Raw genomic sequence first — 19979 nt, 5'->3', positions numbered from 1 at the left:
CTTAGCCAGTTCTGCAAAGGTTCGGCGTCGGTGGGCTTAATTTGATGCACCATGTATGGACATTATAGTCGTCAGTAAAGAACGGGGACGCACATGGAGATTCCATCTGCATCCGCGCAATGTTCTTGGCTGGCTGCCCTTGGCTACGCTCGTGGCCTTGATCTGCGTGCTTTGCGGCACCATTGGTTACATGGCGCGCGGCGACGGCGAAGTTCTCCCCTCCGGATTGGTTGCTGCCTGGGCTAAAGAAGCCACCGCGCAACGCGAAGAAATCAGTCAGACCCGTGTCTCCGCCGGTGAAAATGCCCGCGCATTGGCACGCCGTATTGCCGAGTTGCAGGCCCATGTTTTGCGTCTCGACGCAGCCGGTCAACGCCTGACTCAGATCGCCGGTTTGGATAAAGGCGAATTCAATTTCAACGCACCTCCACCTGTCGGTGGCCCCGAAGAACTCGTGCCTGGGCAAGAGCCTGTGCTCGGCGATGTGCTGACTTCTTTGGACAGTTTCGAAAAACAGCTGACCGATCGCGAACGCCAAATGCGCGTTTTGGAAGATCTGCTGCTCGCCAGTCGCTTGCAGCAAAAAGTCCGCCCTTCTGGTTGGCCGATTGCGGACGGCTGGATTTCATCGACCTTCGGTACGCGTACGGATCCATTCACGGGCCGGTATGCCAACCATTACGGAATCGATTTTGCGGCTCGTAATGGCTCAGATGTGTTGTCTGTTGCCACCGGCATTGTGACCGACGCAGGCGAGCGTTCGGGCTACGGCATTTTGGTTGAGATTAACCATGGCAATGGCTATGTCACGCGTTATGGCCATAACCAGAAAGCTCTGGTCAGAGTTGGCGACAAGGTTAACAAGGGCCAGCGCATTGCTTTGATGGGTTCAACTGGTCGTTCTACTGGCCCGCATGTGCACTTTGAAGTGCTGTTCAATGGCGCACTTGTGAACCCTGAGCAGTATATTCAGGCTTCTCACTAAGCTGGTCCCCTTGAATTCGTATCGCAACGCCCTCATCGACTCTGTGGGCGATGCATAATACGCGCCCAATCTGGTTGCCTAACCGCGCCCCCATCCCGGCTTCGCTGGTCGAAGCTCATAGTGCCTAAAACTTATGTTTAATAATCTGCTGGCTCGTATCTTTGGGAGCCGCAATCAGCGCAACCTTAAAGCCCTCGAAGGACTGGTTGCTCAAGTCAACGCTTTAGAGCCTAAATTTGCTGCGTTGAGCGATGAAGAGCTTGCGCGTCAAACGCAGGTATTCCGCGATCGTCTCGCCAAGGGCGAAGCACTCGATAAGCTCAAAGCTGAAGCTTTCGCCGTAGTGCGTGAAGCCGGCAAGCGCGTGCTGGGCATGCGTCACTTCGACGTGCAGCTGGTCGGTGGTGCAGTGCTGCACGCCGGCAAGATTGCAGAAATGAAAACCGGTGAAGGTAAAACGCTGGTTGCAACGTTGTCGGCTTATCTCAATGCGCTGCCCGCCAAGGGCGTTCACATTGTTACCGTCAACGATTACCTTGCACGCCGCGACTCCGAGTGGATGGGCAGCATTTTCCGCTTCCTCGGCATGACGGTCAGCGTTGTTGTTTCCGGCCAGTCGCAAGAAGAAAAGCGTCAGGCTTATGCCGCTGATATCACCTACGCAACCAACAACGAACTTGGCTTCGATTACCTGCGCGACAACATGGCGTTTGCGCTCACCGACAAGGTGCAGCGTGGTCAGTTCTACGCGGTCATCGACGAAGTCGACTCCATCCTGATCGACGAAGCGCGTACGCCGCTGATCATCTCCGGTCCGACCGATGATGATCCTGCGCTGTACCGCAAGATCAACGCGATCGTGCCGCGCCTCAAGCGCCAGGAAGGCGAAGAAACCGAAGGCGATTATTACGCCGACGAAAAGGGTAAGCAGGTTCATCTGTCCGAGCAGGGACACGAGAGCGTTGAAGGCTATATGCGTCAAGCCGGTTTGCTTGGCGAAGAAGAAAGCCTCTACGACGCTTCCAACATCATCTTGATGCATCACCTCAACGCGCTGCTGCGCGCGCACACCCTGTATCACAAGGATGTTGAATACATCGTGCGTGATGGTCAGGTCGTGATCATCGACGAATTCACCGGCCGTATGATGTCGGGTCGTCGCTGGAGCGATGGCCTGCATCAGGCTGTTGAAGCCAAAGAAGGCGTGCAGATCCAGCAGGAAAACCAGACGCTGGCGTCGATCACATTCCAAAATTATTTCCGTCTGTACAACAAACTCTCGGGCATGACCGGCACCGCCGATACCGAAGCGTTTGAGTTCCAGAGCATTTACAACCTTGAAGTTGTGATGGTGCCGTCGAACCGCAAGATGCTGCGCCTCGATCGCGGTGATCAGGTGTTCATGACCGCCAAGGAAAAGTTTGACGCCGTGATTCGCGACGTCAAAGAAGCACATGCCAAGCTGCAACCGGTGCTGGTGGGTACGGCATCGATTGAAACTTCGGAACTGCTCTCTTCACTGTTGAAGAAAGAGGGCATCAAGCACGAAGTGCTTAACGCTAAACAGCATGAGCGCGAAGCAGAAATTGTTGCGCAGGCTGGTCGTCAGGGTGGTGTGACCATCGCGACCAACATGGCCGGTCGTGGTACGGACATCGTGCTCGGCGGTAGCTTGGAAGCTGAGCTGCATCAGATCACAGAAGATGACGTCGCTACTCGCGAAGCTGCCAAGAAAGCCTGGCAGATTCGACACGATCAAGTGCTGCAAGCCGGTGGTTTGTTGGTGATCGGTTCTGAGCGCCACGAATCACGCCGTATCGATAACCAGCTGCGCGGCCGTTCAGGTCGTCAGGGTGATCCGGGTGCAACGCGTTTCTATCTGTCGTTAGACGACACCTTGATGCGCATCTTCACGCCACCACGCATGCGCTCAATGCTGCAAGGCTTGGGCATGGCTGAAGGCGAAGCGATTGAACACCGCTGGGTAACGCGCGCGATTGAAACGGCGCAGCGCAAGGTTGAAGCGCATAACTTCGATATTCGTAAAAACCTGCTCGACTACGACAACGTTGCCAACGATCAGCGTAAAGCGATTTACGATCTGCGCGATGAGTTGATGGGCAGCGAGCGCGTGACCGCGATGGTTGATCGCATCCGCCCTGACGTTATCAATGCAATTGTCGACGCCAACATTCCGCCACAGAGCGTGGTGGAACTGTGGGATGTGCCGGGCTTGGAAGAAGCTTTCCGCCGCGACTTTGGCTTGGATCTGCCGATTGCGAAGTGGCTGGACGACGAAGTCTCACTCAATGAAAAAGGCCTGCGCGAGCGCCTGATCAAAGAAACGGACGCGGCCTACAACCTGAAGAAAGAACAGATTGGCGCCAGCGTTTTGGAGCACTTCGAGAAGTCGATCATGCTGCAGGTGCTTGATGGCCTCTGGCGCGAGCATTTGGCCGCGGTGGACTATCTGCGTCAGGGTATCCACTTGCGCGGTTATGCGCAGAAAGATCCCAAGCAGGAATACAAGCGCGAAGCCTTCACGATGTTCAACGACATCCTTGCGCGCTTCAAACACGAAGTTATTACGCTGCTGGCGCGCGTTCGCGTGCAGTCAGAAGCAGAAGTGGCAGCGATGGAAGAAGAACGCCGCAAGCCTCGTGAACTTCAGTTCCAGCATGCTGAGGCTGCTAGTCCAGTTGAGCAGGCTGCTGCGGCAGAACCAAGCGCTCCGCGTTCGTTAGAAGCTGCACCGGAGCCGATCAAAACCGCACCAATCATGCGCGATCAGCCCAAGGTTGGCCGTAACGATCCTTGTCCTTGCGGTTCGGGCAAGAAATACAAGCAGTGTCACGGTGCGTTGGTCTGATGCTTTGTAGGGTGCGCTGCGCGCACCATGAGTGATAGTGGCTAAGGTGGCGAGACCTCCGCTCCTGCGCATCCATGCGCCCGCGGAGGTACCGTACATCCTTGTACATCTTGTGGATTCCTGCGCATCCATGCGCCCATCCACATACCGTACATCCTGTACATAAAAAGGCTTTAAAATAAGAAAGACGCTAGGTTCGCCTAGCGTCTTTCTTTTTTAGTCTCACTCGGAAATGTGCACATGGCCGTCAATCTCAAGGTTCCCGAAGTTCTGCATCCGGTCAAAGGCATCCGCCTTGGCGTGGCTGAGGCTGCGATCAAGAAACCGGGCCGCAAGGATTTGCTGCTGATTGAACTGGCGCCGGGTTCGCGCGTTGCGGGCGTGTTTACGCGCAATGCCTTTTCGGCTGCGCCGGTAATCCTATGCCGCGAGCGTCTCGCTGCTGGCAGTGAGATGCGCGCGCTGCTGGTGAACTCGGGCAATGCGAATGCGGCCACAGGCAGTGGCGGCATTGAAGATGCGCGGCTGACGTCTGTCGTGGTGGCCAAAGCTTTGGGCTGCAAGCCTGAGCAAGTGCTGCCGTTTTCTACCGGTGTGATTGGCCAGCGCTTGCCAGTGCAGCGCATGGTTGATGCCGTGCCGAATGCTGCGGCTGTGCTCAATGCTGATCATTGGCCGGACGCGATGCGCGCGATTATGACCACCGACACGCTGCCGAAAGGCGCGACGCGTCGAGTGCAGACTTCTCAGGGCGAAGTCACTGTGACTGGCATTGCCAAAGGCGTGGGCATGATCCATCCGGATATGGCGACGTTGCTGTCGTTCATCGCGACTGACGCGCGGCTCAGCGCTGAAGCAACGAGTGCCATTCTGAAAGATGCCGTCTCGCGCAGCTTCAATTGCGTGACGGTCGATGGCGATACCTCGACCAATGATTCCTGCGTGTTGATTGCCACGGCACAGGTCGGCAGCAGCGATGTCGATGCCAGCCATGCGGATTACGCTGCAATCAGCAGCGCGATTGAATCGGTCTGCCGCGAGCTCGCGCACGCGATCGTGCGTGACGGTGAAGGCGCGACCAAGTTCGTCACGATCAATGTCGGTGGCGCGACCACGGCTGCGGAAGCGCGGCAGGTGGCTTTGTCTGTCGCACATTCGCCGCTGGTAAAGACGGCGCTGTTTGCGTCCGATGCCAACTGGGGCCGTATCGTCATGGCCATCGGTAAAGCAGGCGTTGAAGGTCTGGATGCCGCCAAGGTCAGCGTGGCGCTGGATGATGTGCAGCTCATCGAAAAGGGCGAACCGCATCCGAGCTATCACGAAGACAAGGGTGCAGCGGTCGTCGCTAAAGAAGAGTTCGCGATCAGCATTGGTCTGGGTCGCGGCAACGCGCAGACCACGGTGTGGACCTGCGACTTCAGCTACGACTATGTGAAGATCAACGCCGAATACCGCACTTGATTCGCCGCTCAATTGCCGTCGCTGCTGGCTGCATTGTGAATGCAGCCGGCGAAGTGCTGATTGCGCAACGTCCCGAAGGGAAAATTGCGGCGGGTAAGTGGGAGTTTCCTGGCGGCAAGATCGAGGTGGGTGAGCGTGCTGATCAGGCGCTTGTGCGCGAGTTGGAAGAAGAGCTTGGCGTGCATGCCAGCGCGTTCCGTCCGTTGGTTCGCATTACTCACGACTACAGCGATCGCAAGGTTGTTCTCGACACTTGGTTGGTCACTGCATTCAGCGGTGAGCCCCATGGTCGTGAACAGCAGGCGTTTGCTTGGGTTCGGCCTGAGCGCTTATTCGACTATCCGCTGCTTGGCGCTGACGGCCCCATCGTGGCCTCGCTGCGGCTGCCGCAGGACTACGTGTTTACGCCGGAAGGCATAGACGAGGCTGCGCTCGTCTCGGGCTTGCCGCTGCTGCCGAAGGGCGCATTGCTGCGGCTGCGTCAGCCTGCATTAAGTGATGCAGCCTACAAAGCTTTGGCTGGGCGATTGGCGCCCGCGTGCAAGCGCTTAGGACTGCTCCTGATGCTGGATCGTGATCCCGCGATGGTGGCGGAATTGGGTGCTGCGGGTTGGCATGCATCGGCTGCTGCGCTTAGTGCGCAAACATCGCGCCCGTTGGCTGAAGAATTCTGGTTTGCCGCTTCGGTTCACAACGAGGCGGAACTGGCACAGGCGCAAAAAGCTGGTGCAGATTTTCTAGTTGTCGGTTCGGTGAATCCAACGCCAAGTCACCCGCAAGGCAAGGTGCTGGGTTGGTCAGGATTCGCGGCTTTGGCAGATCAGGCGAATCGGCCGGTCTATGCCATTGGTGGCGTCAGGCCGCGTGATCGGGAACAGGCGTTTGCGCATTACGCGCAAGGTGTTGCGGGTATCTCCGCTTACTGGAGCGTGCCGTCTTCGTCTTGAAGGAGATCGCCTTCGAGGTTGTCTACCGGAACGGTGTAGCGCTCGCCAAACCATTCACCCAAATCCAAGAGTTTGCAGCGCTCTGAGCAGAACGGGCGCCATGCGTTATCGCTGCTGAGCGATGTGGCTTGATTGCACTGCGGGCAGAGGGCCATGGCTTATTTAAAACTCAGACCGGTTTAAAGCGTGCAGCACTGCATCTGAAAGCTGATGTTGGCGGTGGCCTGTTGGCTGCGCACATTGACGTCGCGAACGCTCATGAAGCGCACTGTGAAGCGATGGCGTCCGGCGCTGATTTCCGGATAAACCGCAGCGGCGACCGGCACAGTCACGCGAACTAACACACAGGGGCCTTGCGGCGTGTACACGTACATGCCGCCCGTAGCGACGCTGGTTTCTGGCTCGATGCTATTGCGCAGCAAACGCAGATATAGACCAATGGCTTTCTCGAACGGGCGCAGATCAGCGAACCATGCATCGAGATCGCGTTTGATGTTCTCGCAAGGCTGCGAGAGCCAAAAGTGATACGCCGGCAGATCAAACGCGCAGGTGCCGCCGGGGATGCCCGAGCGGTTGAGCAGCGATGTCAGAAAGTCGTTGCCGCGCAGAAGCGATGCGGCAAAGTGGGTTGTGAGTTGCTGCATGCCATTGATGGCCTGCGTAATCTCAGACAGAACGCCCTGGAGCTTGCTCGCATCAATGCCCGGACGCGCGGCCAGCTTGGTCAGCGCGTTGTGCTGATCGGTGAGTTCTTTGAGGATGTCGTTCTTCAGGTCTGAACGCGACAGCACGGTCAGAATATCCAGCAGCGACTGCAGTGTGCTGCGAACGGCCAAGTTCCCTTGTCCAGCGCGGTAGTAAGCGTGCTCAGAGAACAGGAATTCGAGGCGCAGAAAAGTACGTACACGCTCGGTGAGCGGCTGTTCATAAACAACGAACTCTGCCCCTTGTGTCACGAATTTCCTAGCCGCATGAATAACAGACAAGATTGTGAACTGTGTCGCATGCGTGTGCAATGCGAAATTTCAGCTCTGTGTCCCAGCTAATTGCAGATAGAGCTGATGGAGTCGTGCAACTTCGCGCTGCGTTTGCTCGGGTGTGCCGATATTTTGGATCACGTCATGAGCAGCATCGAGCCGAACCTGGCGGTGTGTTTGTGCAGCAATCATGCTGCTGGCCAGTGTTTCTGCAATGCCATCGCGAACGGTGAGCCGCGTCATTTGTGTTTCGACGGGCACATCAACCACCAGCACCCGGTCGACCAGCGTGCGCATGCCGGTCTCCAGCAAAATGGCGACGGAGATGATGCAGTAGGGCGCGGTTTGGGCATCGCGCCATTGCTTCAAGCGCTGGCGAATATGGGGATGCAGGATCGCCTCTAGTCGCTGCTTGGCGCCGGCGTCGCTAAACACCAGTTCGCGCATGCGGCGGCGGTCTAGCGTGCCTTCTGCGGTGATGAATTCGGCACCGAAGCGTTCAGCGATTTCATCCAGTGCGGGTGAGGGCGGGGCTACGACATCGCGCGAAACCTGATCCGCATCCAGCACCGGCACGCCGAGCGCGCGGAACTGCGACTCCACCAACGATTTGCCGCTGGCGATGCCGCCGGTGAGGCCTACAGTGAGTTGCGACATGGCGGTGTCAGTGGATGCCCGAGTAAGCCAAGTATGCGTCGGTGATCTGCTGACCCCAAATCAGCGCGATCCAGCCTGCGGCGGCCAGATAAGGGCCGAAGGCCATCGGGATGTCCTTGCCCTGACGGCGGAACACGATCATTGCGCCGCCAACGGCTGCGCCCACCAATGAAGACAGCAGGATGATCATCGGCAGCATCTGCCAGCCCAGCCAAGCGCCGAGTGCCGCAAACAGCTTGAAGTCGCCGTAGCCCATGCCTTCCTTGCCGGTCAGCAGGCGGAACAGGTGGAACATGGACCAGAGGCTCAGGTAGCCGGCAATCGCGCCGACCACAGCATTTTGCAGACTGACAGAAACCGGCACCAAGGCCAGCGCTAAGCCCAGCCAGAGCAGAGGCAGGGTGATGCTATCGGGCAGTAACTGGGTGCGCAGATCGATCACGGCGAGCGTGATCAGTGTCCAGGTCAGTAGCAGTGCGGCTAAGAGGTCGAGGCTCCAGCCGAAGTGCCATGCGCAGACAGCAGACATGATGCCCGTGGCCGCTTCAACCAAGGGATATTGCATCGAAATTGACGTTTTGCAGCCCGCACATTTGCCGCGTAGCAACACCCAACTGATCACCGGAATGTTCTGCCAAGCGCGAATACTGGCGCCGCAGTTGGTGCAGCAAGAGGGCGGCAGCATCAAAGAGATTTTCTGCTCCTCAACTGCGGGCAGTTCCAGAATCTCGCGGCATTCACTCTTCCACGCCTGCTCCATCATGCGCGGCAAACGCAGGATCACAACGTTGAGAAAGCTGCCCACCAACAGCCCGAGCAGGCCAGTGGCAAACAACAGAAATCCTGGGTTATCGCGTAGGGCGTCAAACAGAATCATGCGTAAAGCTCAGTGAGGCGGAAAAGAATCACCCGCAGGAGTGCTGCGGGTGATGTTGATGAGGCAAGAATAACGACGGTGCGCGTTTGCGCTTGATCGATTATCCGACAACTTCGCCGAGTTTGAAGATTGGCAGGTACATGGCCACAACCAGGCCGCCCACTAGCACGCCCAGTACGGCCATGATCATGGGCTCCATCAAGCTGGAGAGCGAATCGACAAGGTTGTCGACTTCTTCTTCATAAAAGTCGGCGACTTTTGCGCACATCTGATCGAGTGAGCCGGACTCTTCGCCAATAGCCACCATCTGCACGGCCATGTTGGGAAAGAGGCCTGCTTGCTGCATCGTCAGCTGTAACTGCTGACCTGTCGAAACCTGATCGCGCATAACCAGAATCGCTTCGGTGAAAACGATGTTGCCGGCTGCTTTGGCGACTGATTCCATGGCTTCAACCAGCGGCACACCGGCAGCGAACATGGTTGACAGGGTACGCGCAAAGCGCGCAACAGCCGACTTATAAAGAATGTCGCCGACGATAGGAACTTTGAGCAGTACACGATCTGTTAAGCGGCGGAAGTTTGCTGAGCGTTTATGCAAGTTAATGAGCCCAAAAACCGAGCCGCCGATGATCAAGCCCATCGTCACCCAATTGGCTGTCATCCACCGCGACATGCCGACCACCATCATCGTGAAAGCGGGCAGGTCGGCTCCAAAGCCTTTGAACAGCTCTTCAAATTGAGGCACCACAAAAATCAGCAAGATGGTGGTCACAATTACCGCCACAACCATAACGGCTGCAGGGTAAGTCATAGCCTTCTTAACTTTCTTTTTAATGGCCTCGGTTTTCTCTTTGTAGGTAGCGACTTTGCCGAGAAGTGTTTCGAGTGCACCGGATTTTTCGCCAGCCTCAACCAGGTTGACGAATAGGTCGTCAAAGTAGAGCGGATACTTGCCCAAGCTCTCCGAAAAAGATGAACCGTTTTCGATATTGGCTTTAATGCCAAGAATCATGTCGCACATCGCGGGATTGTCGTGGCCGCGTCCAATAATCTCGAGCGATTGAACCAAGGGCACGCCTGACGACATCATCGTTGCCATCTGGCGACTGAAGATTGCGATATCGCTGCTGGTGATTTTTTTCTTTTTCGCAGCAGCGAACATAGTCGACTGTCTGCGGACTTTTAACGGATTAATCCCTTGCTTGCGCAACTGGGTTTTAATCATGCTTTCACTAGGGCCCATGCTCTGGCCTTTGACGCGTTGTCCTTTACGGTCGGTGCCTTCCCACGCGAAGGTGTACTCCTTGATCACAATAGCGGCTGCAGCCTTTGCCTTTGCCATATAAACCCCTAATTCTTATTATGTTTTATTCGCCCATCGTACAAGCGTTAGCTTGCGCGAGGTCAATGCTGCCGGCCTTTACTTTGACCAAAGCCGATTGACGTAAATCTTTGATGCCTTCTTTCTGAGCCTGATCCGCAATTTCAATGGCGTTGCCGCCTTCCATCATGATGCGGCCCATGGCGTCTGAAAATGGCATCACTTGGTAGATGCCGGTACGGCCTTTGTAACCTAGGTCGCACTGATCGCAGCCAACCGCTTCGTAAACCGTGAAGCCAGGCGCATCAACTTCTTCCTGCTTGAAGCCTTGGCGAACCAACTCGGGTTTTGGAATGCTGGCTGGACGCTTGCAGTGTGGGCACAGTTTGCGTGCCAGACGCTGAGCAATAATCAGGTTCAGTGTCGAGGCAACGTTGTATGCCGGAACGCCCATATTCATCAGGCGCACCAAAGTTTGTGGCGCATCATTGGTGTGCAGTGTTGAAAGCACCAAGTGTCCCGTCTGCGCAGCCTTGATCGCAATTTCGGCAGTCTCGAGGTCACGAATTTCGCCGACCATGATGACATCAGGATCTTGGCGCAAGAAGGCTTTGAGAGCGGCCGCAAAGGTCAGGCCGACCTTGGGATAGACGTTGACCTGATTAATACCCGGCAAATTGATTTCGGCCGGGTCTTCCGCGGTCGAAATATTGATGTCTTCGGTGTTGAGGATGTTGAGGCCGGTATAAAGCGAAACGGTTTTACCCGAGCCTGTGGGGCCGGTCACCAGAATCATGCCTTGTGGACGACCCAAGGCTTTCATATATGCGTCTTTTTGTTCTGGCTCGTAGCCCAGCGCATCGATACCCAACTGTGCGCTGGAAGGATCCAAAATACGACAGCAAATCTTTTCGCCAAATAGCGTCGGGCAGCTACTGACACGGAAGTCGATAGCTTTGTTTTTTGATATCTGCAGTTTGATGCGACCGTCTTGTGGTACGCGACGCTCAGCAAGATCCAAACGTGACATCACTTTGACGCGCGCTGCCAAGCGTCCGCCCATCGCCACCGGTGGCGTGGCGACGGTTTTTAGCTCGCCATCTCTGCGGTAGCGGATGCGATAAATCTTTTCGTAAGGCTCAAAGTGAATATCAGATGCGCCTTGGTTAATCGCATCAATCATGATTTTGTGAACGAAGCGAACAATCGGTGCGTCATCTGCATCGCTACGGCTGACGTCGGGGGTGTCTTCTTCACTGGTGTCGACAAAATCCAAATTATCGAGATCAGTATCTCCCGAAACTTTCATGCTGGACGATTCAATCGCCTGCAGCGTGGCTTCAATCGCTTTGGTGAGCTTGTCTTCTTCTACTAGGATCGCTTCGGTGGTGCTGCCCGTTGCAAACTTGATGTCGTCTAGTGCTTGCAGATTTGTGGGGTCTGAAACTGCAACGAAAATTTTCTTGCCACGCGCAAAAATCGGCAGAGCGTGGGCTTTTTTAAGGACTTTTTCGTTAACGCCTTTGGCAACTGTCAGATCAATTTCAATCGCACGCATATCAATCAGCGGCACACCGAATTCGATGCTGGCGGCTTCTGCGATCTTTGCGGCAGTAACTAACTTAGATTCAACGAGGAGCGAAACAAATTGAACGCCGTTTTTAAGCGCTTTTTGTTGATGCTCGCGCGCGATGTCCTCAGCAATCAGACCGTCAGCAACCAGCCGTCTGGCGAGGCCGCCGATGAAGCCGCTGGGTGATGACATTTGAGGATTAATGGCCACTGCAAGTTACTGAGTTTGTTGAACTGATGGATATTGTGCTTGCAGTGACACTGTAGTCAACCACCAGTCAGACTAAGTGGACGGTAATTCTCCTAGCCCCTGCGTGGCTGTGTAGTCGTTGTCTGACAGATACACAGATATTTAGGGCCGATAGCACCGGAAATCCGCTCTTTTGATGGCCTCAAATTACGTAGAGCTGTGCTACTGTCGCCATCTAATTTTTTATTATAAATATCGGGGACAACTTGGACCGGATTAGTATCGTTTTGCCTGCCAAAAACGAAGGCGCAGCATTAGCTAAGTTACTGCCGCGTTTGCGCCAAAATCAGCCGCAAGCAGAGATTATCGTTGTTGATGACGGTTCCACCGATAATACGCGCGAGCTCTGTGCAGAGCATGGTGTGGTTTGTCTGTCTGCCCCATATTCGATGGGCAACGGTGCCGCGATCAAACGTGGCGCGCGGGCTGCACAGGGCGATGTGATCGTGTTTATGGATGCAGACGATCAGCATGACCCTGTAGATATCCAGCGACTCCTCAGTAAATTGGATGAAGGCTACGACATGGTGGTCGGTGCGCGTGACTGGGATGGTCAGGCTACCGTTAGCCGCGGCATGGCTAATGCCTTCTACAACTGGCTGGCCTCACGTATCACTGGCTTCAATGTGGCAGACCTTACTTCAGGTTTCCGCGCTGTACGTGCAAACAAGTTCCGCGAGTTTCTCTATTTATTGCCAAACGGATTCTCGTATCCAACGACCAGCACTATGGCCTTTTTCCGTAGTGCTTATTCTGTGGCTTATCTGCCGATCAAGGTTGCTCAGCGCGTAGGCAAGAGCCATATCAAACCGTTGCGCGATGGTCTGCGGTTTCTGTTGATCATTTTCAAGATTGCAACATTGTATTCACCGCTTAAACTTTTTGTGCCTGCCAGTGTGTTGTTTTTCATGCTCGGATTGGGGCACTACATCTATACATTCGTTACGCTGCATCGCTTCACCAATATGAGCGCGCTGCTCTTAAGCGCATCGGTGATCGTATTCTTAATCGGTTTAATCTCTGAGCAAATCACAGCGCTGACCTATAGACGCGATGAGTGAGCTGAATCGGCCTACGATTTTAGTGTTGGCCTCGACCTATCCGCGTTGGCGGAATGATCCAGAGCCCGGGTTTGTCCATGAGCTGTGTCACCGATTAACGGATCGCTTCAATGTAATCGCCTTGGTGCCGGATGCTCCTGGAGCTGACGGCGATGGCTTGCTTGATGGTGTCGAAGTAGTGCGGTTTCGCTATGCACCGCGGGCGTGCCAAACCTTGGTTAATAACGGCGGCATCGTTGCCAACCTACGCCAGTCTCCATGGAAATTCTTATTGGTTCCAGGATTCGTGCTGGGACAATATTTTGCTGCATGCCGTCTTTTGCAGAAGCGCAGCGTTGACTTCATTCATGCGCATTGGTTAATCCCACAAGGGTTAATTGCATGGCAGTTGAAACGTAAGACTGCGACGCCGTATCTCGTCACCTCGCATGGCGGAGATTTGTTTAGTCTGCGTGGGCGAGCGTTAGAGGCGCTCAAGAGATTGGTTGCCGATTCCTCGTCTGCTATGACCGTTGTAAGTACAGCAATGAGAGATGAAGCGCAGCGCATTAAATTGAAGCCACCAAAATTAGCAGTACTGCCTATGGGTGTTGATCTGCATCAGCGCTTTGTCGTCGATCCTGATATTCAGCGTGCAGAAAACCAACTACTTTTTGTAGGCAGACTGGTTGCCAAAAAAGGACTGGTGTATCTGTTAAACGCTATGCCTCAAGTGTTGGCGCAACGGCCTGCAACCATCCTCAACATCGCAGGATTTGGCCCAGAAGAAACGGCGCTGCGTACGCAAGCTCGCAAGCTAGGCATTGAGTCTCAGGTTAATTTTCTGGGCGCGATGCCGCAGCAGGATTTGCCCAAGCTCTATCGCCGGGCCAGTGTTTTTGTTGCGCCGTTTATTCGCGATGCTGCCGGAGATCAAGAGGGACTGCCGGTTGTATTGATGGAAGCGATTGGTTGCGGATGCCCTGTGGTGGTGGGCGATGTGGCAGGCGTTCGTGATTTACTGGGGCAGGCCGCAGACGATATCTGTGTCAATCCTCAAGACACAGCCGCACTCGCATCTAGCTTGCTTGCGACGTTAGAGGATCCCCAGCAGGCATTGAGTCGGGCTCAAAGCATTCGGCATGCTGTTGCTGGCCGCATCGATTGGAAAGTAATTGCTAATGGCTACGCTGATTTAATCAGCAGCTGTATCTGAAAAGATCTCACGTAAAACAGTGTGCATGATGTGAGCACGACATGGCGTGCAGAACGCTTTGTCGAGATTAGTGTTGGCATGGGTGGTGTACGACGCGTATTTTTCTTGAATTTGGGCACTTGCTGAGTTAAGTGCGCAGGCTGATGGCAAGCAATTTTTGTAGTTGCGGCTCTAGTGAACCTATGAGCTGAACCCAATCCTCAATTCCAACATTGGCAACAACGGGTCGATCAAGTTGCGAGAGCAGCGTAGTTGCAAGACTTTTTGCATCATCGGCGCGATATAAACAAGAAGGTACATCCGCCAACAAATGTGTCATTGCTCCGACGCTTGCTGCGGCAACGGGCAAACCACAGGCCAACATTTCATAAGCTTTTTGTGGAAAGCAGTAGCGCCCAAAAGGGGTGTCGCGAATACAGATGGCGCCCACGTCTAATGCGTTAAACAACTCTGCAGTTCGGGCGTGGGGTAGCATGCCAAGGGTATGAATGCGATCGCCAGTAGGTGGTGGAAAGCGCGGATCCGTAGGCCCGGCCAATACAAGGTGCACATCGCTGCGCTGCTCCGAAACGATCTTCCAAGCCTCATAAAGTGTTTCGACACCTTTGTCGCGATAGAGACCGCCGGCAGTGCCGATTAAACGCACTGACTCTGGTAGCCCTAATGACTGACGGCATGCGATGCGTTCACGCGAACGAAAAACAGTTTTGTCGACAGTGCTTGGCATGGCGATGACAAGGCCTCGCGCGCCGTAGCCATCAACAACCAATTCTCGTAAGGGCTCGCTAGTCGTGGTGACCAAGTCGGCATTGCGTACGGCACGTCGCAATGCGGCCACCATGCCAGGAATTCGCGCTTGGCCAAAACCTTCAAAGTTGTCGTAAAGATCCGCAACAAAAGGTACGGCGAGTCGTTTCGACAGCCATCCAGCGAGCGCGACATGTGGAATATCTGAAGCGCCGATCACAATGTCTGGTGCAAATTCACGTAGACGGCGCAGCAAGTTTTGTGGGTATGTGAGCAATGCAGGGACGTATGTGCGACCCAGCGAACGAGACTCCCATGTGAGCTTGCCCGGCAGTGCATCATGTTGCCATAGACCTTCTTCGTGGCCTTGGTAGCTCAAACAAGATCCGCTCACCGTGTGGCCGAGCTTGGCTAGTTGAGACGGTATCTCGTAAAGGCGCGCATAACGATCAGCAATAACATCTTTGCCCATGTACTGACGCTTGCAGATAAAAGCGATGCGCATTTTTAGCCGATGAGTTGTTTTGCGGTGGCCAGCGCAGCGCCAACCACTTGATCCATATTGTAATAACGATACTGCGCAAGACGGCCAACAAACGTGGCGTTCTTTTCCAGCTTGGCCAAACTTTCGTAACGCTTAAACAAAGCTTCGTTCTCTGCTCTAGGCACTGGGTAGTAAGGGTCACCCTCTGCCTGCGGATATTCGCGCACGATGGAGGTTCCTGCGTGTTCTTGTCCCGTTAGATGCTTGAATTCAGTGATGCGTGTGTAAGCGTGATCGTTCGGATAATTGATCGTGCCAGTCTCCTGGAGCTGCTTAACGTCTGACAGATGCTCATGCTCAAACCGTAAAGATCGATAAGGTAGCGGGCCGTAGCAGTAGTCAAAGTACGCATCGATCGGGCCTGTATAAATGACGTGGCAGTAATTATTCTGTTTGCGCACACCTGCAAAATCCACACTGACTTCAACAAAAATATTCGGGTGATCCAACATCGCCTCAAACATTTTAGTGTAGCCATGCAGCGGCATCACCTGATATGTGTCGGTGAAATAGCGATCGTCTGAATTCGTGCGCACAGGGATTCGTGCGGCGACGCCAGCTTTTAGTTCGGAAGGATCAAGTCCCCATTGTTTACGCGTGTAGTTGAGAAAGAATTTTTCGTATAGATCGCGACCTACGGAATTTAAAACCACATCTTCGCTAGTGATGACCGGATCGCGCGGTTCGCGTACACGCTCAAAAAAATCTGCAGCGCCCGCTTCATCAAGATCGAGGCCATAAAGCAGATTCAAGGTATCGCGATTGATTGGGAAGGGGTAAGAAACGCCTTCGAGTACACCACGTACTCGATGCTCGTAAGGTAGCCACTCGGTGAAGCGGGAAAGATATTCGTAAATACGCTCGCTATTCGTATGAAAAATATGCGGGCCATACGGATGAATCAAAATTCCATGTTCATCGTATTCATCATAAGCATTGCCGCCGATGTGTGGACGCTTATCGATGAGATGAACGTGGCGACCCGCCTCGGCCAGTTCGCGTGCCATGACGCTACCGGCAAAGCCTGCGCCAACGATGAGAGTAGTATTTTCTTGCGTCATGAGTGGTGATTGTTATTGGCGGTTATCACTGCGGGATGCCCCATTTCTGATGGCGGCGCCCTTTGATGCCGAGCAAGCCATCGATCATGCCCGCGGTGAATGCCCAAAGTTGTGCGAGCTTACGAGGTTCATAAATAAGCGCGGCAATGAGGCGCACAAATGAACCGGGGATAGTCTGCGTAAACAGCTTGATCCCATAATATTTGCGGGCAATCAGAAGCCGATTGCGTGTGTCGTAATAGCGTTTCCATGGCGCCAGCTTCAGGCAAATCAGATCGCGCCCTGGCAGTTTGGCGGTGTAGCGATCTGATTTTGGATGCTCAATCAGACTACGGCCTGCAATGATCAGTTTTGATCCCGCGCGCTCGGCTCGCATGCAGTACTCAATATCGTCGGCAGCAATAAAGTAGTCGGCATCAGGCAAGCCAATCTTCATCACTAGATCCCTGTGAACTAGGAAGCCTAAGAACGGCAAAGACTGTACGCGAGACTGGTTGGGGACATCGGCTGCAAGATCTACAACACGTTTTGGTGGGTCGAGAAGGGTTGTCGTCCAAGAGGTATCTGCGCCTTTGGTAGCGAGTGAGCCATATACATTGTTGGAGTCACTCGCGACCTTCATCAACTCAGCCAGTGCAGTCGGATGAGGCTCGGCATCATCATCCATCATCCATGTCCAACTGCAGTTTCTTTCGACGGCTATTCGTAACCCTTCAGAAAAACCACCTGCTCCGCCGCGGTTGTCGGTGAGTGATACCAATTCGGCTCTTGGAAGATTTTCAGGTAGCCAATCCCTTAGCCATTGCTGTGTTCCGTCTGTGGACGCGTTATCAACAATCAGAATGGAGTCTGGGGACAGAGTCTGATTGCTTAGCGCCGCCAGACAGCGCTTTAAAAGCTTTATCCGACTGAAGCTAACCACTACGGCGGTGATGTGCAGGCTGGATTTCATGCGGGGATCGAACTCAAGCGAAGATCAATGAAATTTTTAACTGCGAGTATTGCGCGTATTGGCAGCTTGCTAGATACCGCGAAAATTCGTGCTTGATGTGATGCTTCACTTGGATTGAATCCGTTCTCTTTTAACCATTCGTGATTGCTGCGCATGAGGTCTAAGCGCTCTGAAAAATATGCCGCTCTATAGATTGCACTAATAAAACGAGCGCTAACTATGCGTGCTGTTTCCGCAGGAACAGGATGTCTGGACATGAACATTTCAGCGCACTCTTTGGCCGCCAGTACCATTCTTAGGTTCGCTTTAGGATCTCTGTTGCCAGCAGAGCCTCTTACTTTTCGAAACGTCGCAGTAGATTCGTCGATATAACCTACGGTGCCTCTCAGGCTGGAGAACAGCAGAAGGTTGTAGTCGCCAAACGGCCAATCTGGCCGATCAAATTCAGTGCCTTTGAATGCGCGCAGCATGTCATTTCTGTGCATAGTCGTTGCTGTCATCACGGACCAGTGATGTAGTAGCGCTACATAAGCATTGTCTTTTGCCAACCATGGAGATGGGTGGCTTTTATGTTTGCTATGCCAAGTACGGAAGCGGGTTTTTCTATCAAAGTCGGTGTGACAAAACACCATGTCCGGATTAGCGGACATGAGGTCTACCTGCATTTGAAGTTTGCGCGGATGATGCCAGAAATCGTCGCCTTCACATCCAGCTGCATACTTGCCGCGCATCGTAGTTTCGCCACGTGCAGCATTCGCATTCATGCCGACGTTCTTGTCGCCAGTGAGTACCCGAATTATGTGCGGATAACGTCGCTGATAATCGAGCGCAATCGAGAGCGAGTTATCAGGTGAGCAGTCCTCGGCAATGATGAGCTCAAACGGAAAATCACAGACCTGCGTAACAACACCTTCAATAGCCTGGGCAATAAAACGCTCATGCTTATATGCGAGCATGAAAACGCTGACGACTGGCTGCTTTGCCATCACAGCCGAGTCGGATATTTCTCGGTAGTTTAGCGATTGAGTGTTCATGAACTGATCGTTGACGACTTGGGGCGTAGCGTCTGAAGGGTGTGCTTCAGCTCTCGAAGCGCCTCATTTTTTGTGAGGACGGCCAGTAGCAAATAAGTGAATGCACACGTGATGACAGCAACGAGCATGGTAAATATGCTCGCTTTAGTCCAGTGCAGAATGGCCCAGCCAATGCCTGCGACCACAAGTGACAGGGCAAATGTTGGCCATTGATCGCGTAGCTGTGCCATTAGGCCATAGCCAAGCATTTTTTTTGAGTAATAGGTGTTGAGCATCGCTGCAAATAATCCAGAAGTCAGCACGGCACTAGCAATCGCAAGCGGTCCCCACGCTGCGAATGCGATAATCAGGGCGATGCCAATGCACTGTTTAATGACTTCAAGGCGAAGAAAAAGATCTGAGCGGCCTTGCGCGCTAATGGCGGCGAGATTCAGAACGTGAATAGGCCACAACGTTGAGCTCAGTGATAGTAGGCTCAGGATGGGTGCAGCGGAACTCCACTTTTCGCCATACAACAGCTCAATAAGCGGTCGCGCAACAATTGCTATACCGACCATGCAAGGCACGAACAAGAACATCGCCATTCGTAGTGAGGAGCGTAAAGCGCCCAGCAGGCGTTCGCGGTCATCTGCAATGGTCGAAAACACAGGTAAGCCTACGCGAGTCAGAAGGCTCCCCATGAACGTTGCTGGAGCTGATTGTGTGTTTTGTGCCAGCGTGTAAAAACCAAGCTGTCGAGCATCAAATAATTTTCCGATGGCGAGCGACTGTAGCCTTACTGCAATGGTGTTGAGCAGGTTAGACAACAGCATGTAACCGCCAAATCTGAATAGACTTTGGAACGATGCGTGGCTATAGACGCCACGTGGGCGCCAGCTTGTATAGGACCACAGCAGAAGCCCACGAATGCCAATCGATATCAGCCCCTGCCACGCCAGGCTCCATACTCCCGCGCCATGCAGGGCCAGCGTAATAGCAATAATCCCAGACAATATTGACGCAATGACTTCTGCGCGCGCACGGGATTTGAAATCAAGTTTGATGGTCAGAATCGCGTCAGGCACTGAGGCGAGTGCGCCGAGTGGCAGTGCTAAAGCCATGAACCGCGTAAGGTCAATCAGCTTGGGTTGATCGAAGAATGCGGCAATCCATGGAGCTGACAGTGCCAGAATTCCAGCGACGATTAAGCTGGCGCATGTGGTGAAAATGAAAATGGTAGTTTCATCGTTGACGGTGATGTTCTGACGTTGCACAAGGGCAGCGCCAAAGCCAGCGTCGACAAACAGTGTTCCGATGCTGATAAATACCAGCAGCATGGCGACTAGGCCGAAGTCTTCTGGGGTCAGCAGGCGCGCAAGAATCACCATGACGACGAATTGCATGCCGTAGCGCGCCAAAATTTCTAAGGCACTCCACCAGGCTGCACCGGCAGCACGTACGCTTAAGTCCGACATGACTTCAGATTTCCT

Annotated in this window: 17 protein-coding genes; 6 read left to right on the top strand and 11 right to left on the bottom strand. The window is 53.9% G+C overall.

Features of this window, described 5'->3' with window-relative positions:
* Positions 1-55: 55 nt before the first annotated feature.
* The 4 genes from CJD38_RS14440 to CJD38_RS14425 all read left to right on the top strand — a co-directional run bounded on the left by CJD38_RS14440 (position 56) and on the right by CJD38_RS14425 (position 6262).
* Positions 56-985, top strand: a complete 930-nt coding sequence (locus tag CJD38_RS14440) for a M23 family metallopeptidase (RefSeq protein WP_240783637.1) — start codon at positions 56-58, stop codon at positions 983-985.
* Between the two features lie 133 nt (positions 986-1118).
* On the top strand, positions 1119-3854 hold the full coding sequence (gene secA / locus CJD38_RS14435) for a preprotein translocase subunit SecA (RefSeq protein WP_107941056.1): 2736 nt from the start codon (positions 1119-1121) through the stop codon (positions 3852-3854).
* 240 nt (positions 3855-4094) lie between these two features.
* Complete coding sequence (gene argJ / locus CJD38_RS14430) at positions 4095-5315, top strand: bifunctional glutamate N-acetyltransferase/amino-acid acetyltransferase ArgJ (RefSeq protein ID WP_107941055.1); 1221 nt, start codon at positions 4095-4097, stop codon at positions 5313-5315.
* A complete protein-coding gene (locus tag CJD38_RS14425; RefSeq protein WP_161554252.1) occupies positions 5312-6262 on the top strand; it encodes a Nudix family hydrolase in 951 nt (316 codons plus the stop codon). The genes argJ and CJD38_RS14425 overlap by 4 nt, the downstream gene beginning before the upstream one ends.
* Here the strand turns inward: CJD38_RS14425 and CJD38_RS14420 are convergent.
* The 6 genes from CJD38_RS14420 to pilB form a co-directional block, all read right to left on the bottom strand.
* Positions 6235-6417, bottom strand: a complete 183-nt coding sequence (locus CJD38_RS14420; RefSeq protein WP_107941053.1) for a DNA gyrase inhibitor YacG — start codon at positions 6415-6417, stop codon at positions 6235-6237. The two genes, CJD38_RS14425 and CJD38_RS14420, sit on opposite strands and share 28 nt — an antisense overlap.
* A gap of 24 nt (positions 6418-6441) precedes the next feature.
* Positions 6442-7218, bottom strand: a complete 777-nt coding sequence (gene zapD, locus CJD38_RS14415) for a cell division protein ZapD (RefSeq protein ID WP_107941052.1) — start codon at positions 7216-7218, stop codon at positions 6442-6444.
* Between the two features lie 69 nt (positions 7219-7287).
* Positions 7288-7896, bottom strand: coding sequence for a dephospho-CoA kinase (gene coaE, locus CJD38_RS14410; RefSeq protein WP_107941051.1), 609 nt, complete (start codon positions 7894-7896; stop codon positions 7288-7290).
* Between the two features lie 7 nt (positions 7897-7903).
* Positions 7904-8773 (bottom strand): prepilin peptidase, encoded by an 870-nt coding sequence (locus CJD38_RS14405; protein ID WP_107941050.1) that lies wholly within the window; start codon positions 8771-8773, stop codon positions 7904-7906.
* 100 nt (positions 8774-8873) lie between these two features.
* Positions 8874-10115 carry a type II secretion system F family protein gene (locus tag CJD38_RS14400; RefSeq protein WP_107941049.1) on the bottom strand — a complete coding sequence of 414 codons (1242 nt, stop codon included), beginning with the start codon at positions 10113-10115 and terminating at the stop codon, positions 8874-8876.
* A 25-nt stretch (positions 10116-10140) separates the two neighbouring features.
* The gene (gene pilB, locus CJD38_RS14395) at positions 10141-11859 is read right to left on the bottom strand and encodes a type IV-A pilus assembly ATPase PilB (RefSeq protein WP_206363014.1); all 1719 of its coding nucleotides are present in this window, start codon (positions 11857-11859) and stop codon (positions 10141-10143) included.
* A gap of 263 nt (positions 11860-12122) precedes the next feature.
* Between pilB and CJD38_RS14390 the strand changes: the two genes are divergently transcribed.
* The gene (locus tag CJD38_RS14390; protein WP_107941048.1) at positions 12123-12977 is read left to right on the top strand and encodes a glycosyltransferase family 2 protein; all 855 of its coding nucleotides are present in this window, start codon (positions 12123-12125) and stop codon (positions 12975-12977) included.
* Positions 12970-14172, top strand: coding sequence for a glycosyltransferase (locus CJD38_RS14385; protein ID WP_206363013.1), 1203 nt, complete (start codon positions 12970-12972; stop codon positions 14170-14172). Before CJD38_RS14390 ends, CJD38_RS14385 begins: the two co-directional genes overlap by 8 nt.
* A 127-nt stretch (positions 14173-14299) precedes the next feature.
* Here the strand turns inward: CJD38_RS14385 and CJD38_RS14380 are convergent, their stop codons facing one another.
* From CJD38_RS14380 to CJD38_RS14360, 5 genes are read right to left on the bottom strand one after another with little or no spacing between them, the layout of a single operon-like run.
* A complete protein-coding gene (locus CJD38_RS14380) occupies positions 14300-15424 on the bottom strand; it encodes a glycosyltransferase family 4 protein (RefSeq protein WP_107941047.1) in 1125 nt (374 codons plus the stop codon).
* Between the two features lie 2 nt (positions 15425-15426).
* Entirely contained in the window at positions 15427-16524 is a 1098-nt protein-coding gene (gene glf / locus CJD38_RS14375) for a UDP-galactopyranose mutase (protein ID WP_107941046.1), read from the bottom strand.
* A 25-nt stretch (positions 16525-16549) separates the two neighbouring features.
* Positions 16550-17476: a glycosyltransferase family 2 protein gene (locus CJD38_RS14370; RefSeq protein WP_107941045.1), complete on the bottom strand. Its 927-nt coding sequence runs from the start codon at positions 17474-17476 to the stop codon at positions 16550-16552.
* Entirely contained in the window at positions 17473-18510 is a 1038-nt protein-coding gene (locus CJD38_RS14365) for a glycosyltransferase family 2 protein (RefSeq protein ID WP_107941044.1), read from the bottom strand. Before CJD38_RS14365 ends, CJD38_RS14370 begins: the two co-directional genes overlap by 4 nt.
* Entirely contained in the window at positions 18507-19964 is a 1458-nt protein-coding gene (locus tag CJD38_RS14360) for a lipopolysaccharide biosynthesis protein (RefSeq protein WP_107941043.1), read from the bottom strand. Before CJD38_RS14360 ends, CJD38_RS14365 begins: the two co-directional genes overlap by 4 nt.
* Between the last annotated feature and the right edge of the window lie 15 nt (positions 19965-19979).

It is taken from the genome of Stenotrophobium rhamnosiphilum (genome assembly GCF_003052265.1).
Classification (GTDB): Bacteria; Pseudomonadota; Gammaproteobacteria; order Nevskiales; family Nevskiaceae; genus Stenotrophobium; species Stenotrophobium rhamnosiphilum.
This window is presented reverse-complemented; position numbering and strand designations above follow the sequence as displayed.

Bases quoted from the DNA above. Each gene is read 5' to 3' on its own strand.
- CJD38_RS14370 (WP_107941045.1), bottom strand. From the start codon at position 17,476: ATGAAATCCAGCCTGCACATCACCGCCGTAGTGGTTAGCTTCAGTCGG.
- secA (WP_107941056.1), top strand. From the start codon at position 1,119: ATGTTTAATAATCTGCTGGCTCGTATCTTTGGGAGCCGCAATCAGCGC.
- coaE (WP_107941051.1), bottom strand. From the start codon at position 7,896: ATGTCGCAACTCACTGTAGGCCTCACCGGCGGCATCGCCAGCGGCAAA.
- CJD38_RS14385 (WP_206363013.1), top strand. From the start codon at position 12,970: ATGAGTGAGCTGAATCGGCCTACGATTTTAGTGTTGGCCTCGACCTAT.
- CJD38_RS14400 (WP_107941049.1), bottom strand. From the start codon at position 10,115: ATGGCAAAGGCAAAGGCTGCAGCCGCTATTGTGATCAAGGAGTACACC.
- CJD38_RS14420 (WP_107941053.1), bottom strand. From the start codon at position 6,417: ATGGCCCTCTGCCCGCAGTGCAATCAAGCCACATCGCTCAGCAGCGAT.
- CJD38_RS14405 (WP_107941050.1), bottom strand. From the start codon at position 8,773: ATGATTCTGTTTGACGCCCTACGCGATAACCCAGGATTTCTGTTGTTT.
- pilB (WP_206363014.1), bottom strand. From the start codon at position 11,859: ATGTCATCACCCAGCGGCTTCATCGGCGGCCTCGCCAGACGGCTGGTT.
- CJD38_RS14365 (WP_107941044.1), bottom strand. From the start codon at position 18,510: ATGAACACTCAATCGCTAAACTACCGAGAAATATCCGACTCGGCTGTG.
- CJD38_RS14380 (WP_107941047.1), bottom strand. From the start codon at position 15,424: ATGCGCATCGCTTTTATCTGCAAGCGTCAGTACATGGGCAAAGATGTT.
- glf (WP_107941046.1), bottom strand. From the start codon at position 16,524: ATGACGCAAGAAAATACTACTCTCATCGTTGGCGCAGGCTTTGCCGGT.
- CJD38_RS14440 (WP_240783637.1), top strand. From the start codon at position 56: ATGGACATTATAGTCGTCAGTAAAGAACGGGGACGCACATGGAGATTC.
- argJ (WP_107941055.1), top strand. From the start codon at position 4,095: ATGGCCGTCAATCTCAAGGTTCCCGAAGTTCTGCATCCGGTCAAAGGC.
- CJD38_RS14360 (WP_107941043.1), bottom strand. From the start codon at position 19,964: ATGTCGGACTTAAGCGTACGTGCTGCCGGTGCAGCCTGGTGGAGTGCC.